This window comes from Paraburkholderia kirstenboschensis, from assembly GCF_904848585.1.
GTDB lineage: Bacteria > Pseudomonadota > Gammaproteobacteria > Burkholderiales > Burkholderiaceae > Paraburkholderia > Paraburkholderia kirstenboschensis.
The window spans coordinates 246409-263137 of sequence record NZ_CAJHCR010000002.1 but is presented as its reverse complement, the minus strand read 5'-3'; the positions used below and the strand labels follow the sequence as shown (position 1 = coordinate 263137).

The following is a 16729-nucleotide window of genomic DNA, read 5'->3' as shown; positions in this document are numbered from 1 at the left end:
AATCCGCGCGAGCCTTGCCGCGCGGGGTGATACAGGCGGCAACGCTGCGCCGGCCCGGCATCTCGAGGCAGGAGTCGTCCCATGAATCAATTGCAGTCGATGCGCGTGTTCGTCAAGGTGGCGGACCTCGGCAGTTTCGTTCGCGCGGCGGGCGCGTTGGATGTTTCCACCGCTGTCGTCACCCGCCATGTGGCGGATCTGGAGGCGCGCCTTGGCACCCGCCTGCTGAATCGCACCACTCGTCGTCTTTCGCTGACCGAATCGGGCACGACTTATCTGGAGCGCGTGCGCCACATTCTCGATGACCTCGACGGCGTCGAGCAGATGGTGGTGGCGCGTCATCACGAACCGGTCGGCACGCTGCGCATCGTCGCGCCGGTAGTCTTCGGTCTGCAGAGCCTCGCGCCGGCGGTCCAGTCGTACGCCGCGCGCTATCCCGAGGTGGTGCCCGACGTGACGCTCGCCGACCGTCACGCCGATCTGGTCGAAGAAGGCTTCGATGTCGGCATTCTGGCCGGGCGCCCGGTGCGCAGCGCGAGCATCGTCACGCGGCGGCTGACCACCTGTCAGCTGACGGTCTGCGCGACGCCTGCGTACCTCGCCCAGCACGGCACGCCGACGCGGCCGGAAGATCTGCTGGGTCATCCTTGCCTGAGCCGGCCGCCCGAGCAGGGCGGCGAGGAGCGTGTGTTCAGCGGGCCGGAAGGGCTCGTCCGCGTGAGGCCCGCGAACGCGATTGCCGCGAACAATAGCGAAATGCTGCGGCAGTTCGCGCTGCTCGGCATGGGCGTCGCGATTTTGCCGAGCTATCTGATCGGGCGCGACCTCGCGTTCGGACGGCTCGTCGAACTGCTCGGCGACTACCGTCTGCCGGAGATCGAAATCACGATCGCTTATCCAAGCCGCCTGCACTTGCCCGCTAAGGTGCGCACTTTCGTCGATCACCTCGTCGAGCATTTCCAGTCGGATGCGACGGCGCCCGCGCGCGATTCGCGACGCGCGAAGCCCGCGCGCCCGATTGCCGGTTCGGCGGTCTGTCAGCCGTGGCCGCGCCCGGCCGCGAAGGCGCCGCTGTCTGCGCCATTGCCTGCATAGCGGCGGCTCGCCGTTAAATCCACAGGTCGTTGGCGGCCGTGCGTTCGTTGGTTTCGTCGCCGGTATTTTTGACGCCGCGAGGCTCGATCAGCAGCAGCTTGACCTCGCGTTCGGCGAACGGCTTGTGCTCGGTGCCTTTCGGCACGACGAACATTTCGCCCGCCGACAGCATCACGAAGCCATCGCGCATGTCGATGCGCAACTGGCCGTCGAGCACGATGAAGGTTTCGTCCGTGTCCGCGTGCTGGTGCCACATGAAATCACCCTCGATGCGCACGACCTTGAACTGGTAGTCGTTCATCTCCGCGACGACCCGCGCTTGCCACTGATCGCTGAACAACGCGAGCTTTTCAGCGAAATTGATCGAGCGGTAGGTTTGCTGTGGGGCCTGAATATCCGACATGCTGTACTCCTTCTCCAAGATGATTGACGTCTCTGGAAAGAGCGTACTGCGCGAGATGCCGGTGGTCTTGAACGTTTGTGGGCGGGCGCCGCGCGCGAAACGCGGCGCTTTCGCGCCTAGCGTGTGGCTGGCGATGTAGTCCCGAGCATCTTGAGCCACTGTGCGGGCGCCACGCCCCATGCGCGCTTGAAGTGCCGCGTCATATGACTCTGATCGGAGAAGCCGCTCGCGGCGGAGGCGTCGGCGAGCGGCATGCCGGCCAGCGCGAGTTGGCGCACCAGATCGAGACGCCGCATCGTCAGGTAACGGTGCGGGCTGGTGCCGAACAGCGCGCGGAAATCATGCGACAGGCTCCAGCGGTCGCGTCCCGCGGCCGCCGCGAGTTCGTCGAGCGTCACCGTATGTTCCAGCGAGGCCAGCAGATACTCGCGCGCCCGGCGGGCAGCGGCGTAATCCACCGGGCGGCGCGCGGGCCGCGCGCCCGCTGCCGCGCCGAGCGCAGTGGCCAGTTCGTAGAGCCCGTCGTCCTGTTCGAGGGGGTCCATCGCGCGATCCATGCTGCGCAGCAGGTTTTCCGTGGCCGCGAAAAGACGCGGGTCGTTCGACAAGCCGCCGTGCACGAAGGGCAGGGGCTTGCCGCCGAGCGCCTGCTGGAAGAGAGCCGGGTCGACATAAACCATGCGGTAGCGAAAACCCTCGCCGGTGCCGGCCTGGCCGTCGTGCGGTTCGTCCGGATGCAGCACCATCGTGCCGCCGGGCAAACTGTGGCGCAGGCTGCCGCGATAGCGGAAGCTTTGCACGCCGGCCAGCGTGCGGCCGATCGCATAGGTGTCGTGGCGGTGCATCGCGTAACCGGCGCCGTGAAAAAACGCTTCTATCCGCTCGACGCCGCCTGCGCCGTGTATGTCGCCGCGGCCCGTGGTGCCGCCCGTGCCGGCCGTGCCGCCCGTGCCGCTGGATTGCGGCGAGCGATAGATCCAGTCCGCGCCACGCTGTTCCAGCGGTGCGAGCAAGCGCCGGGGCGCCTCCGCATGTTCGCTCACGCGCTCAGACCCGGCCCGTAATTGCCGCCGATCAGTTGCGTGACCGACGCGACGTCCGCGTAATCCTGCTCGGGCAGGCCGTCGAGCATTGACAGGACCTCGTTGCTCGCGCCGGCTTCGCGCGCGGCGTCGACGAGAGCGTCCTTGTTGGCGGGGAAGTGGACGTCGCTGAGCACGTCGGAGATCTGCAAGTCGATGGATTCCCCGGGGATAGACGATGTCGTCATGCAAGCTCCTGTTGGTGCGGTTGGGATGGATCGGTGCCGCTTGGTTGTCGTTTGGCGGCCGTTTGGTTGGCGCTCGGTTGCCGCTTGATTGGCGTTCGATCGGCGCCCATTGGCGCCCATTGGCGCCTAATGCGCGTAACTGCCGCTGCTTGCCGCTGGTTGCTGTTTCAAAACCCGGAATCGTCGCCTCGTCCCGACTTCGTTGCCGCTCGTCGAGGCGCTCGAAGGCTGTCAGAGCCCGTCGCGCAGGACCGGCAAGTGCCGCTAGTCGAGCTTAGTCGCGCCGGGTCCCGCCTGGTCGCACTTGGTCACGGTTCTTCGCGGTTCCTCACGATCAACCGGAAACCGCCACACAACAAGCGCCGCTGTCAGGTCTGCAGCCGCTCGCTGTGCGCCGCGAAGCCCCGTTCGGGATGTCGCGACTTCGGCAAGACGATATGCTGCCATTCCTGTGGACGATTCTGGTCCGTGACCGCCACCTCCGGCGCCGGGGGGGCGACTGGCGCGGCGTTGGCGCTTTCGGCAAGGGCGTTCGCGGTCGTGCCGTCCTGCGCCGTATGAACCGGCGCGGCAAAGCACGAAGCGGACAGCGTCACCATGGTCAACAGTGTCGAGGTTTTCATGCCCGACCTCCTAAGCTCATGCGGCGCTAACGGTTGAGCAATTGCTGTGCCGACCACGCGTCGAAAGGAAGGCGCAAGCCGCGCATGGGCCGGGCTTGCCGACCGCGCGCTTTCGTCATGCACGACGCGCAAATCCTGCAACGCGCGCTTCGTGACCACTCATTGTAGATCGCCGATGATGGCGCGGGAATGGCAGCCCGATTGCGGATTCGGCCCAAGGCTCCCAACCCGCGCCCCAGCTAGCGCAACACCTCGAAGCGCGTCCACGGCCATGACGGCCGGTCCCGCATATAGCCATTCAGCCAGTTCCACTGCGGATGCCGTTTCATGAACGCCTGGGCGTCGAACGGCCGCCCGCACGGATGACCCCAGCGCGCGGCGAACGCCATTTCCCGCGCCATCTCGCTGTCGACCACTTTGCCGTCGTTCGCGCCCCACGGGTTGAAAGGCCCGTGATCCGAGCCGCCAAAGCGCGCGTCGTCCAGTTCGAGATGACCGCAGATCGTGCGCGAACAGGGGTTGTCGCTGCGATCCAGATAGACGTCGTGATGATCCGCGATCATCGTCCTGGCGAGTTCCACGTCGATTTTGCCGCGGTGCATTTCCTCCAGCTGCATAAAGCGCAGGCGCCGCGCGCCATTCTTGCGCACGTCCGTATAGTCCTCGCCTTCGCCGATGCATTCCTGATTGCGGATCTTCAGATCGGTCGCCGTGTTGTAGCCGCTGTAGAAACCGTTCCTTGTGCTTTCGAAGCCGGAATAGTGCAGCCCCAGTTCGTAGCGAGCGATCTCGCCGGTCTTCGTGTCGCCCAGCAGCCAGCTGTTCGCGTAGCCGCCGTTGTTAGCAATCGAAAACATCTCGCACCACTCGCCGATGCTGTTCGCGTACTGCGACGCCCGCCGCGAGCGGTAGAACTCGGGCGCGCCCGCCGCGTTGTAGCCGACGAAGTTCGAGATGGTGGTTTCGGTCACCATTAATCCGGCAGCCGTCACCCAGAAGTCGGTGAGGCTCGAAATGCAGCCCGGCACGCCCTGCATGAGAATCCGGTTGCCCTGATCCGGCACGATGTCGAACACGACGTTGAACGCGTCGCCGGCGGCATACCGGTCCCATGAGTTGTGCGCCATCACGATGCGGCCGTCGCGCGTCGCATTGCCCGTTGCGATAAACGCGCTGCAATGATGTCCGCGCCGGCCGCGCCACGGTTTGAGGCCGAGGCTCGGTTTCTGCTCGGCCGCGTGCGCGGGCCACCAGCTTTGGAGCAGATCCATGTAGCCGTTCCACGCCAGCACTTCGGCGAACGGCAACTGTGCGCCGTCGGCGATGCCCTGGATTTCGTCGGCGAATTCGGTGTCGAGCTTGTTGGCGAACTGGGAGACGGCGGCTTCGACGAAGGTGTCGAAATCTTCTCCGGTGTCCCACTTCGCGAGGTAGCGGGCGGTTCGGATCGCGTTGCGAATTTCCGCGGCCAGCAACTGGCCGTGCTGTTCGCCGCGATCGTACGGCTCGCCTTCGATATGCAGGAAAATCCAGCCCGCCTGGTCGCGACGTACGGCATCGAGGGACGGTTCGCTCATCTTCGCTCCGATCGGATGGCGGGCGTCCCGGCGCGCCCGTCCTCGCGTAACCCGCACTGCTGCGCGTGGCCGCAGCGTCTTCCCATTGTAGAGAATCTGCCGTGCTTTGCATGGCGCGACACGCGCGCCGTGCCCGGGCCGACCGGCTTCAGTGCGTCGGATTCATTCGGAAATACGCGTCGAGCAGCGACGTTTTATAGACCACGCCCGCGAGGCGAGGATGCGCGGCGCTTTCGACGACCGGCAGCCGCTCGCCCTGGAAAGCCATGAAGTGCTGCAGCGCGACGCCGAGCGGCATGTCCGGCGTGAGCACGTCGAAATGCGGCTGAAGATAGTCAGCGGCCGTTCGTGTCGAGGTATCGCGCTTGTCGAGCAGATCGGAGGTGATGTCCTTCAATGCGACCACGCCGAGAAACGCACCGGATTCGTTGGCCACATACAGATACTTCACCGGATATTCGAGGAACACGCGCGTCATGTCGTGCACGGTCGCATTCGGCGGCACGACGGTTTGCGCGGGACGGATCAGCTCGCGCATCTGCGTGGCGCGCAGGCGGGTGCGTTCCAGTTCTTCCTGATTGCGGCGCAGCGTGATTTCATACATCGACGTCTTGCCGATCGCGCGCGACACGAAATACGCAACGACGCACGACAGCATCAGCGGCAGCACGACCTGGTAGCTGAGCGTCATCTCGAAGATCATCAGGATCGCCATCAGCGGCGCCTGCGTGGCGCCGGCGAGGAATGCGCCCATGCCGACCATCGCATAGGCGAACGGCGCCGAGGTGCCGTGCGGCCACAGCGCGTGCATGCCCTGGCCGAATAGCGAGCCGACCACCGCGCCGACGAAAAGCGTCGGCGTGAACACCCCGCCTACGGCGCCGGAGCCCGCGGTGGCCGCCGTTGCCACCAGCTTGAACACCAGCACGACGACGAGCGCGGTCCACGTCCACGGCGAGTGCAGCACGGAGTTGACGACGCTGTAGCCATTGCCCCACACCTCCGGTGTCCAGACCGACAGAATGCCGACGACGAGTCCGCCAAGCGCGAGCCGGGCGGGCAGCGGCAACGGCAGCTTGCGAAACAATGCCTTCGAGCCGTCGAGCAGCCGCAAAAACTGCGGCGCCGCCGCGCCGCACAGCAGACCGAGCGCGACGAACAGTAGCACTTCGATGCCCGCCACCGGCGGAAACACCGGCATTTCGTACGGCGGCTTGTAACCAGCGAATTCGCGCATGGTGATATTGGCGACGACGGCCGCGACCACCACCGGCCCGAAGCTCTCCATCGCGATGGAGCCGAGCACGATTTCGGTGACGAAGAATGCGCCTGCGATCGGCGCGTTATACGCCGATGTAATGCCCGCCGCCGCGCCGCACGCGACCAGCAGGCGCAGCCTCGGCGGATCGAAGTGGACCCAGCGTCCGATCAGCGAGGCGGCGAGCGCGGCAAGCTGCACCATCGGACCTTCACGGCCAATCGAACCGCCGCTCGAGATCGTGAACAGCGACGAGAGGCTGCGCCACAGGCTCAGCTTCACGGGCACGACGCCGTCGCCGATCGCCACCGCCTCCATGTAGTCCACGTGATTGCATTTGTCGGCGTGACGCTGGGCGATCAGCAGCAGGAAACCGGCTACGAGCCCGCCCGCCGCCGGCAGCCAGATCCGCACCGTCCACGGCAGGCTGCGCGCCATTTCCACGAAGCTGCCGGACTTGCCGGCCACCAACAGTTGCAGCAACTCGATGCCCTGGCGAAACGCGATCGTCGCAAAGGCGCCCGCGACGCCTACGACCACGGACCAGACCAGCATCGTATGGGCGTCCGAGAGACGGAAAAGGTCATGGGCGCGGGTGCGCAGCTTCAGCAGGAATGAGAGCACGTCGGCGGTACGGGGCGTGAGGAAAAGTTAGAAAAGCGCACACGACAACAGCAGCGCGCCCGCTGGAAGAAGCGGGCGCGCTGCCGGGCATGAACGGGGAATCGCGGCGCGGGTCAAGCCGCCGCCTTGTCGAGTTCGGGATAGTGCCTGAAGATGCACGCCTCGTTGTGCGCGAGGCGGCGCTCCGATTGCAGATAGGCGGCGATGTTCGGCCGCTCCTTCACAGCCGCGTGCAATGCGGCGAGCCGCGGGTAGTGCTCGCCGAAGCGCTTCAGCGCACGGGGGAACGCATACAGCAGTCCGTCGATCAGCTGGAACATGGACAGGTCGACGTAGGTCAGCGAGTCGCCCACCATGAATGTGTCGCCAGCGGGATTCTGCTTCAGCACGCGCTCGAAATACTTCATGAACTTCGGAATGCGGTTGTCGATGAAGTCGTGTGCACGCACCTTCGCGGCGTCTTTCTGATCTTCGTAATAGAGGTTGCTTGCGAGCGGATGATGCGTGTCGTGCGCCTCGGTGACCACGTCGGCGATGGTCAATTGCAAGCCGTTTGCCACGTAGCGCAGGCTCTCCACGGAGGGCGCCAGGTTCAGGCGCGGGCCGAGATAGAACAGGATGTTCGCGGTCTGCGAGATCACCAGATCGCCATCTTTCAGGAACGGCGGCGCAAACGGCGGGTACGGTTCGTCCTTGCTCTTCATCACCGACATCATCGCGCCGGTGCCGAGACCCTCAGAGGCATCGCCGCGCGCCACTTCTACATAGTCGGCGCCGGCTTCTTCCAGCGCCAGCCGCACAAATTCGCCTCGGCCTTGCAGGCCATCCCAGTAGTAAAGTTCCAGGCTCATCGATTGGTCCTCATTCCGGTTGCATGAACGCTCGTTCAACGCGGCGCGCAGGGCTGATGCGCCGCTCGGGCAGCCAGTATGCCGCGCAAGCGCGCCGGACGCTCGCGCATAACGCGCAAAACCCCGCGCGCGGCGGGGTTGGCTTGTGAGGCGAGGGGCTTAGCCGAGGAAATGCTGGACAGTCCATGTGATGCCGAGTCCGCCCGCAATCAGCCATACATAAAGGATGAAGCCGGTGGTCAGCGCACGAGGGCCCGCTTGACGAATCTGCGAGATGCGCGTTTCGATGCCGAGCGCGGTCATGGCCATTGTCAGCGCGAAGGTATCGAGCGTATTCAGCGTCGTGGTGGCGGCTTGCGGCAGCACATGCAGCGAGTTGATCACGACGAAGGCAAGGAAGCCGAGTGCGAACCAGGGAATCGCGAGCTTGCCCTGATGAACGGAAGCGCCTTGCTGCGTCCCCGCGGCTGACACGTCACGGCGCGCCGCGCGGTTCACCCACAGGCCCACCACGAGCAACACCGGCACGAGCAGCATCACGCGAGTCATCTTGACGATGGTGGCGATATGCGTGGCTTCCGGGCTCACGTTGCTCGCCGCGCCGACCACCTGCGCGACTTCGTGAATCGTGCCGCCGAAGAAGAGGCCCGCGCCGACCGTGTCGAGGTGCAGCCAGCCTGCCTTGAACAGAACCGGATAAAGGAACATGGAAAGCGTTCCGAACAGCACCACGCTGCCTACGGCCATCGCGCTTTTGTGCGGCTTCGATTGCAGCGTGGACTCGAAGGCGAGCACGGCCGCCGCGCCGCAAATCGCGCTGCCGGCAGCCGTGAGGAGCGCCGTGTCGCGGTCGAGTTTCATGATTTTCATGCCGGCCCAGGTGCCGATCAGCAGCGTGCTGACGACGATCAGTACCGATTCCGCAAGACCGGGCAAGCCGACTTGCGCGATCTCCTGAAGACTCACTCGCAGCCCGAAAAACGCGACCGCGATCCGGAGCAGCTTGCGCGCCGAGAAATTGACGCCGGCGGCCCAGCTTGCGGGCATGCCGTCGCGCAACGCGTTGCCGTAGAGTGCTCCCGCGACGATGCCGACGATCAGCGGGCTGAGACCCAGCCCCGCAATGGCCGGGATTTCGGCGATGCGCGTGACGGCAGCGGCGAACAGCGCGACGAACAGGATGCCGTTGAGTTGCCCGCGGGCTGACGACTGTTCTGGGGTAGCGGCGGTAAGTCGAGCGGTGGTCATGATTGCAGCCTCTGGGACTGACTGGATTCGATGGGTCTAATCCTAAATTAGATATATGGATATGAAAAATCGTCATTTAGAATGACAAGTATCAGCTCAGCCAATATTTGTGTTCCATGACCCCCGACCAGCTTATAACGTTTGCCGCAGTCGCCGAGCATTTGAACATCAGCCGTGCGGCAGTGGCCTTGCATCTGTCGCAGCCCGCGGTGTCTGGGCAGTTGCGTCAACTCCAGGACGAGTTCGGCGAGCCGCTCTATCAGCGCGAGGGGCGCGGCGTGCGCCTGACTCCGGCCGGCGAGCAGCTAGCGAGCTACGCCGCGCGGTTACGTGACACGTGGCGGCAGGCCCATGCATACAGAGACGCGTTGCGCGGCCTCGAGCAGGGCACGCTGCGGATCGGCGCGACCACCACGCCTGCGAGCTACCTGCTGCCGTATCTGATCGCTGACTTCCACCGGAGATATCCGGAGGTGGCGCTGCATACCGCCGACGGCAATACGACCGACATCGTCGGCGCGCTCGGGTCGGTCGATATTGCGTTGATCGAAGGTCCTGTCGGCGCGGATCTGCCGCCGGACACCGCAGTCCACGCCTGGCGCGAGGACGAGATCGTCGCGATCATGCCGCGCGCGCATCCGCTGGCAGGTTCGGCGCGAGGGGCCAGCGTGGCTCTCGCGGCACTCGGTGCCGAGCCGCTGATTGTGCGCGAGGCGGGGTCGGGCGTGCGTCAGATCGTCGAGCGCGCGTTCGCACGTGCAGGCGTGCCGATGCGCGTGGCGCTGGAAATAGCCGGTGTAGAAGGTGTGAAGGAAGCAGTCCGGGCCGGTATGGGCATCGGTTTCGTCTCGGCAATGTCGATGCGGCACGAAGACGGCGCGTTGCGCGTGTTTTCGCTCAGTCCCGAGCCGCTGACGCGGCGGCTCTCTATCGTCGTGCCGCACGCGAGCGCGCCGTCGCGCGTGGTTCAGCAGTTCCTTGCGCTTTGTCTCGCGGATGGCGCTTGAGTTCGCTTGAGTCCGCTTGGTCCTTGTACCGGAGCGCAGGCTCGAAGCGACGGTGGCTGCATCGGTGTGACGCCGCCGCCTGGGGATTTCCACTATGGTGCGCGGCGCGAGCGTCGGCGCAATATTCGGGCATCGCAAGCGCTTCGGCGCTTTTTTGAAAGCTGCTTTTGGAACCGGTTCCAAGACGCGGATGCTGAAGAAACGGTAGCTAGAAATGACAGATGCAGCAGAAATAGCGATTGTCGCGAGCGCCTTTGGCGCCGACTCGGTGCGCACAGCGGGCCACCGCAAGTGGGCGGAAGCGAGCCGGCGCGCCGGAGCGGCCGGTTTCGAAGTGCGCCGCGAGTTGTTCGGTTACGAAGCCGACGCCGCGCCTTCGCGCCTTCGGGAATTGGGTAAGCAGATTGCGGAGCTGGGCTTGTGGTCCGTGTATTCGACGCCGGCGTCGCTCTACATGGAAGGCGGCCGGCTCGACGCCGCCGCGTTGCGCCTCGCGCTTGACGAAGCGGTGGCGCTCGGCGCGCGCCTCGTGAAACTGCAACTCGGCGCTTTTACTAGCGACGCGCACTGCGATGACATCGCCGCGCAGTTGCGGGGCGTGAATGTGCGGCTCGTCGTCGAAAACGGGCAACTGGCGCAGGGCGGCTCGCTGTCGCAATTCGTCGGCCTCTTCGACGCATTGAAGCGTGAAGGCCACGCAGATGTCCTCGGCATGACTTTCGACGTCGGCAACTGGGCATGGTGCGGCGTCTCGGCGTTGGACGCAGCCGCGACGCTGGCGCCTTACGTCGAGTACGTGCATTGCAAGGTCGCGGTTGGCGAGGGCGCACGGCGGTTTGCGGCGGCGCCCACCGTCGACGACGCGCGCTTTGCCGACGTGCTGCGCCGACTGCCGCGGCACGTGCCGCGCGGCATCGAGTTTCCATTCGACGCCGCCTGTATCGACGAAGACGCGGCGCGCCGGGTCGCGTGGCTGGCCGCCGCGTGAGCGGCGGGCGGAACCTGAGAGAAGCAGCAACAAGCGCGGAAAGAAACCGCCAGCAGCGACAAGCCCGACGTACACGCAGGAGCAAAGCATGAGCAACACAAGCGCAGCACTGGACATCATCACCTATGGCGAAGCAATGGCCATGTTCGTGGCGACCGAAACCGGCCCGCTCGCGAGCGTCGGCCATTTCACGAAGCGCATTGCGGGCGCTGACCTGAACGTCGCCATCGGTCTCGCACGGCTTGGCTTCAAGGTCGGCTGGATGAGCCGCGTGGGCAACGATTCATTCGGCCAGTATGTGCGCGACACGCTGACGAAAGAAGGCATCGACCAGCGCTGCGTGAGCACCGACGAGCGCTACCCGACCGGTTTCCAGTTGAAGTCGAAGAACGACGACGGCAGCGACCCAGCCGTCGAATACTTTCGCCGAGGTTCGGCGGCGAGCCACCTGTCGGTTGCCGATTACGTGGCCGACTATGTATTGCCGGCGCGTCATCTTCATCTGACGGGAGTCGCGCCCGCGATCTCGGCGAGCTCGCGTGAACTCGCGTTCCACCTGGCACGTGAGATGCGCGCAGCCGGAAAAACCATCTCGTTCGATCCGAACCTGCGCCCGACGCTGTGGCCGTCGCGCGCCGCGATGGTGGAAGGTCTGAACGCGCTCGCCGCGCTCGCCGACTGGGTGCTGCCCGGCATCGGCGAGGGCGAGATTCTGACCGGCTATACGAAGCCCGACGACATCGCGAAGTTTTATCTGGAGCGGGGCGCGCGCGGCGTGGTCGTCAAGCTCGGCGCCGAGGGCGCGTACTTCCGCACCGGCCAGGATGCCGGCGTGATTGCCGGCCAGCCGGTCGCGAAGGTCGTCGATACGGTCGGCGCGGGCGATGGCTTTGCGGTCGGCGTGATCAGCGCGCTGCTCGAAGGCAAGACGCTGCCGCAGGCAGTTGCGCGCGGCAACCGCATCGGCGCGCTGGCGATTCAGGTGATCGGCGATTCCGAAGGACTGCCGGCTCGCGCCGATCTCGATGCGCTCGAACGCGCCGATCTGCCGAACCCGAGCCTCCACGCAGCTTAAGGCACGCGGCCTGAGGCACGTGCATTGGCGGGCGCTCGAAGATATCGGCAAGCCCCGCAGCAAACAGCATTACGTGGCCCGGCAGCATCGCGGTTCTGAACGGAGCCGCAAGCCGGGCTGCATCGATAACAGCAAGAGCGCTTGGCAAGCGCCCCACAAGCTCAGTTCATCATTGTTTCGGGTAGCCGTAAAGGAGACACCCATGACTTCATCTCTCGCCATTCGCCGCTGGTGGACGATCATGCCGATCGTATTCATCACCTACAGCCTCGCTTATCTCGATCGCGCAAACTACGGTTTCGCGGCGGCGGCCGGCATCAACCAGGACCTTGGCATCAGCAAGGGACTGTCGTCGCTGATCGGGGCGCTGTTCTTCCTCGGCTATTTTTTCTTTCAGATTCCGGGCGCGATCTACGCCGAACGCCGCAGCGTCAAGAAGCTCGTGTTCTGGAGCCTCGTGCTGTGGGGCGGTTGCGCGGCGCTGACCGGCATGGTCAGCAATATTCCGTCGCTGATGGTGATCCGCTTCGTGCTCGGCGTGGTCGAAGCCGCGGTGATGCCGGCCATGCTGATCTTCATCAGCAACTGGTTCACGAAGAGCGAGCGCTCGCGCGCCAACACGTTTCTGATTCTTGGCAATCCGGTGACGGTGCTTTGGATGTCGGTGGTATCCGGCTATCTCGTGCATTCGTTCGGCTGGCGCAATATGTTTATCGCCGAAGGCATTCCCGCGATCCTGTGGGCGGTGTGCTGGTGGTTCATCGTGCAGGACAAGCCGCAGCAGGTGTCCTGGCTCACGCAGCAGCAGAAGGACGACCTTGCGCAAACGCTGCGCGCCGAACAGGCCGCGATCAAGCCGGTGCGCAATTACAGCGAGGCGTTCCGCTCGTCGGCTGTGATCAAGCTGTGCGCGCAGTACTTCTGCTGGAGCATCGGCGTCTATGGATTCGTGCTGTGGCTGCCGTCGATCCTGAAGAACGGCTCGACGCTCGGCATGGTCGAAACCGGCTGGCTGTCGGCGCTGCCGTATCTCGCCGCGACCATTGCGATGCTTGCGGCGTCGTGGGCATCGGATAAACTCAACCGCCGTAAAGTGTTCGTGTGGCCTTTCCTGCTGATCGGCGCGATTGCGTTCGCGGCGTCGTATGCACTCGGCTCCACGCATTTCTGGCTTTCGTATGCGTCGCTCGTGATTGCGGGCGCCGCGATGTACGCGCCGTACGGCCCGTTCTTCGCGATCGTGCCGGAGCTGCTGCCGAAGAACGTCGCAGGCGGCGCGATGGCGTTGATCAACAGCATGGGCGCGCTCGGTTCGTTCGTCGGCTCGTACGTGGTCGGCTATCTGAACGGCGCGACAGGGACGCCCGCGGCATCGTATGCGTTCATGAGCGTGGCGCTGCTCGCCGCGGTCATCCTCACACTGATCGTCAAGCCGCAACAGCAGGCGGTAGAGACGCCGCACAAGCTCGCTACACCGTTGCAAGGAAAATAAGCCGATGAAGAAGATCGTCGCCTGGAAGTCGCTGCCTGAAGATGTGCTGGCGTATCTGCAGCAGCACGTGGAAGTCGTGCAGGTGGATCCCACCCGGCATGACGCGTTCGTCGCCGCTTTGCGCGACGCGGACGGCGGCATCGGCGCGAGCGTGAAGATCACGCCGGCGATGCTGGAAGGCGCGACGCGGTTGAAGGCGCTGTCGACGATCTCCGTCGGCTTCGATCAGTTCGACGTCGCCGATCTCACGCAGCGCGGCATCGTGCTTGCGCATACGCCTGACGTGCTGACGGAATCGACCGCCGACACGGTGTTTTCGCTGATCCTCGCGTCAGCGCGCCGCGTGGTCGAACTTGCCGCATGGGTCAAGGCGGGGCAGTGGCAGCACAGCATCGGGCCCGCGCAATTCGGCGTGGACGTGCAGGGCAAGACGCTCGGCATCGTCGGGCTCGGACGCATTGGCGGCGCGGTCGCGCGGCGCGCGGCGCTCGGCTTCAACATGAAGGTGCTCTACACGAACCGCAGCGCGAACCGTGAGGCGGAAGAGGCTTACGGCGCGCGGCGCGTCGAGTTGCCGGAACTGCTCGCCAACGCCGACTTCGTCTGTCTGCAAGTGCCGCTCACGTCGGAAACGCGGCACATGATCGGCGCGAAGGAACTCAGGTCGATGAAGAAAAGCGCGATTCTTATTAACGCGTCGCGCGGTGCGATCGTCGACGAACCCGCGCTGATCGAGGCGCTGCAAAACGGCGCGATCCACGGCGCGGGTCTGGACGTGTTCGAGACCGAGCCGCTGCCGGCCGATTCGCCGCTCCTCAGGCTGGCGAACGTGGTGGCGCTGCCGCATATTGGTTCGGCGACGCACGAGACGCGGCATGCAATGGCGCGCAACGCAGCGGAAAATCTGGTCGCCGCGCTGAACGGCACGCTCACGACCAACATCGTCAATCGCGAAGTGCTGCAGCGGTGACGAGCGCCGTGAACAAGCGTTGGCCTTTCGGCGCATGTGTCACGCTCTGGATTGCGGGGTCCCGATGAGCACTACGCCGACCCGCCAGGCCGCGCCGCGCCGCGCGACGATCACCGACGTCGCGCGCGAAGCCGGCACCGGCAAGACCAGCATCTCGCGTTATCTGAACGGCGAGATGAGCGTGTTGTCGCCGGAACTGCGCGCGCGCATCGAAGCCGCTATCGAACGGCTCGACTATCAGCCCAACCAGATGGCGCGCGGGCTGAAGCGTGGCCGCAACCGGCTGATCGGCATGCTGCTCGCCGACCTCACCAATCCCTATACCGTCGAGGTGCTGCAAGGCGTCGAAGCCGCGTGCCACGCGCTCGGCCTGATGCCGCTCATCTGCCACGCGGCGAACGAAGTGGAAATGGAGCGGCGCTATCTGCAATTGCTCACCACCTACCGCGTGGAAGGCGTGATCGTGAACGCGCTCGGCGTGCGCGAGGAAACGTTGCGACCGGTGGGCGGCGGGGGAATTCCGGCGGTGCTGGTCGACCGCTCCGTCGAAGGTCTCGTCGCCGATATCGTCGGGCTCGACAATCGGGCGGCTGCGGAACTCGGCACACGTCATCTGCTCGATGGCGGGTTTCGCGACATCTGGTTCGTCGTGCAGCCGTTCGAGCAGGTCAGCTCGCGGCGGCTGCGCGAGGCGGCGTTCCGTGAAGCCATGACGGCTCACGAAGCAACCGGCGCGCACGCTGCGCACGGCCATACGCTCGTGCTCGATCTCGCGGACGCACAGCAGATCGATCAAAGCCTCGCGGCACTGGACCGCGCGATCGACGCGTCGAGCGAGCGCGCAGGCACCGTCGGCAACGCCGCACGCGTCGCGGTGTTCGCGGCGAATGCGCCTGTCGCGTTGCGGCTTGCGTTGCATCTGAAGGCGCGTTACGGCGCCGGCTGGCAGGCACGCGTTGCGCTGCTGTCCATCGACGACCCCGACTGGGCGGAATTGACGGGCGTCACGACGATCCGCCAGCCGACCTACGACATCGGCTACCGGGCGGTCGAGTTCCTCCATGAGCGCATCGAAGGCGCGCAGACCGGCGCGCGCGACTGCCTGTTGCCGGGCGAACTGATCGTCCGCGCGTCCACGTCGGGCTGAGGTTCGGGCGGGTCGTCGCGCTGACGTGAAGGCCAACGCCCAAGCCGACATCCCCGCGAGCTTCCAGGCTGACTTGCCGCCGATCTGCGATGATTCGGGCTGCGGCGCGCAGCGGTTGCGCGCCTGTCATCGCAAGGAAACTCATGGTTGTTGCACCGCTTACCCTGTCGAGCCTCGTCCTCGCGACGCTGCTGGTCGCTGCTTTGCCCTTTGTCATTTACCGCCGCCTGCGTCGGCCGCTCGCGCTGAAGCCGCGCGACGCGATCGCGGGCATCGCCGTGTTCGCGTTGTTCGCAATGGTGATCGAGCGTGCGTTGAACGACTACATGCTGCATCGTAACGAGGCGACGGCCACGTTCCTGTCGAATCCGCTCGCGTTCGTCGTGTACGGCGCGCTCGCGGCGGGCATTTGCGAGGAAGTGGGGCGCTTCATCGGCATGCGTCTGTTGATGAAACGTGCGGCGGCTAGTGCGACGGCTAGTGCGGCGGCAAGTGCGGCGGCGAGTGCTACGGCTAGCGCGACGACGGTGGCTTCAACGCCGCAGGCTACGCGCACCGATGACGGCACCGCGCTCACCTACGGCCTCGGTCATGGCGGCGCGGAAGCATGGCTCGTCGGCGTGCTGGTGCAGATTCAATGGATTCTGTTTGCGGTGCTGGAAAATCGCGGCGAGCTCGACGGTTATCTGAGTAACCTGCCGACCGATTCGTTGATGCGCATCCATCTGATTCTCGCCAGCCTGACGCCGCAGACAGCCGGTATTTTCGCGCTCGAACGCGTGGCCGCGCTGATTTTCCAGATCGGCTTGTCGGTGTTGATGTGGCGCGGCCTGCGGGCCGGATGGCGCGCGATTCTGCCGCTCGCGATCGTATTGCATGCGCTCGTGGATGTGCCCGCCGCACTGTTCCAGGCGCAACTCGTGCCGCTCGCCGCAGTCGATGCCGTCTATGCATTGGGCGCGCTCGTCGTAGCAGGGCTGCTGTTCAGGGCGTTCAAACGGCCCGGCGCCGAGCGCATGACAGAACTGCCTCGCTAGCGCAGCCGCGCTTTGCAGTCGCGCTTCGCAGCCGCGCTTTGCAGCCGCACTTCGCAGTGGCACT

At 65.2% G+C, this 16729-nt stretch carries 16 protein-coding genes; 8 read left to right on the top strand and 8 right to left on the bottom strand.

Going from position 1 to position 16729, the window contains the following annotated elements:
* The first annotated feature begins 81 nt into the window (after positions 1 to 81).
* Complete coding sequence (locus JMY24_RS07840; protein ID WP_128595224.1) at positions 82 to 1095, top strand: LysR family transcriptional regulator; 1014 nt, start codon at positions 82 to 84, stop codon at positions 1093 to 1095.
* A gap of 13 nt (positions 1096 to 1108) precedes the next feature.
* Here JMY24_RS07840 and JMY24_RS07835 read toward each other — a convergent pair whose 3' ends face one another.
* From JMY24_RS07835 to JMY24_RS07800, 8 genes are all read right to left on the bottom strand, one after another.
* Positions 1109 to 1498 carry a cupin domain-containing protein gene (locus JMY24_RS07835; protein WP_128595223.1) on the bottom strand — a complete coding sequence of 130 codons (390 nt, stop codon included), beginning with the start codon at positions 1496 to 1498 and terminating at the stop codon, positions 1109 to 1111.
* Between the two features lie 116 nt (positions 1499 to 1614).
* Positions 1615 to 2541 carry an AraC family transcriptional regulator gene (locus JMY24_RS07830; protein WP_201701745.1) on the bottom strand — a complete coding sequence of 309 codons (927 nt, stop codon included), beginning with the start codon at positions 2539 to 2541 and terminating at the stop codon, positions 1615 to 1617.
* Positions 2538 to 2768 carry a DUF2795 domain-containing protein gene (locus JMY24_RS07825; protein WP_128589134.1) on the bottom strand — a complete coding sequence of 77 codons (231 nt, stop codon included), beginning with the start codon at positions 2766 to 2768 and terminating at the stop codon, positions 2538 to 2540. Before JMY24_RS07825 ends, JMY24_RS07830 begins: the two co-directional genes overlap by 4 nt.
* A gap of 368 nt (positions 2769 to 3136) precedes the next feature.
* Entirely contained in the window at positions 3137 to 3391 is a 255-nt protein-coding gene (locus tag JMY24_RS07820) for a hypothetical protein (protein WP_128595222.1), read from the bottom strand.
* Positions 3392 to 3630: 239 nt separating this feature from the next.
* Positions 3631 to 4968 carry a C45 family autoproteolytic acyltransferase/hydolase gene (locus JMY24_RS07815; RefSeq protein ID WP_128589138.1) on the bottom strand — a complete coding sequence of 446 codons (1338 nt, stop codon included), beginning with the start codon at positions 4966 to 4968 and terminating at the stop codon, positions 3631 to 3633.
* A gap of 148 nt (positions 4969 to 5116) precedes the next feature.
* Entirely contained in the window at positions 5117 to 6850 is a 1734-nt protein-coding gene (locus tag JMY24_RS07810) for a ClcB-like voltage-gated chloride channel protein (protein WP_128589140.1), read from the bottom strand.
* Positions 6851 to 6963: 113 nt separating this feature from the next.
* The gene (locus JMY24_RS07805) at positions 6964 to 7701 is read right to left on the bottom strand and encodes a glutathione S-transferase (protein WP_128595221.1); all 738 of its coding nucleotides are present in this window, start codon (positions 7699 to 7701) and stop codon (positions 6964 to 6966) included.
* Between the two features lie 159 nt (positions 7702 to 7860).
* Positions 7861 to 8949, bottom strand: a complete 1089-nt coding sequence (locus tag JMY24_RS07800) for a YeiH family protein (RefSeq protein ID WP_128595220.1) — start codon at positions 8947 to 8949, stop codon at positions 7861 to 7863.
* A 116-nt stretch (positions 8950 to 9065) separates the two neighbouring features.
* Between JMY24_RS07800 and JMY24_RS07795 the strand changes: the two genes are divergently transcribed.
* From JMY24_RS07795 to JMY24_RS07765, 7 genes are all read left to right on the top strand, one after another.
* Complete coding sequence (locus JMY24_RS07795) at positions 9066 to 9956, top strand: LysR family transcriptional regulator (RefSeq protein WP_128595219.1); 891 nt, start codon at positions 9066 to 9068, stop codon at positions 9954 to 9956.
* A gap of 214 nt (positions 9957 to 10170) precedes the next feature.
* A complete protein-coding gene (locus JMY24_RS07790) occupies positions 10171 to 10944 on the top strand; it encodes a sugar phosphate isomerase/epimerase family protein (RefSeq protein ID WP_201701743.1) in 774 nt (257 codons plus the stop codon).
* An 88-nt stretch (positions 10945 to 11032) separates the two neighbouring features.
* Positions 11033 to 12019, top strand: coding sequence for a sugar kinase (locus JMY24_RS07785; protein ID WP_201701741.1), 987 nt, complete (start codon positions 11033 to 11035; stop codon positions 12017 to 12019).
* A 202-nt stretch (positions 12020 to 12221) separates the two neighbouring features.
* Positions 12222 to 13511, top strand: a complete 1290-nt coding sequence (locus JMY24_RS07780; protein WP_128595218.1) for an MFS transporter — start codon at positions 12222 to 12224, stop codon at positions 13509 to 13511.
* Between the two features lie 4 nt (positions 13512 to 13515).
* Positions 13516 to 14481 carry a 2-hydroxyacid dehydrogenase gene (locus JMY24_RS07775; RefSeq protein ID WP_128595217.1) on the top strand — a complete coding sequence of 322 codons (966 nt, stop codon included), beginning with the start codon at positions 13516 to 13518 and terminating at the stop codon, positions 14479 to 14481.
* 64 nt (positions 14482 to 14545) lie between these two features.
* Complete coding sequence (locus JMY24_RS07770; RefSeq protein WP_128591383.1) at positions 14546 to 15628, top strand: LacI family DNA-binding transcriptional regulator; 1083 nt, start codon at positions 14546 to 14548, stop codon at positions 15626 to 15628.
* Between the two features lie 143 nt (positions 15629 to 15771).
* Entirely contained in the window at positions 15772 to 16665 is an 894-nt protein-coding gene (locus tag JMY24_RS07765) for a YhfC family intramembrane metalloprotease (protein ID WP_128595216.1), read from the top strand.
* Positions 16666 to 16729 lie beyond the last annotated feature (64 nt).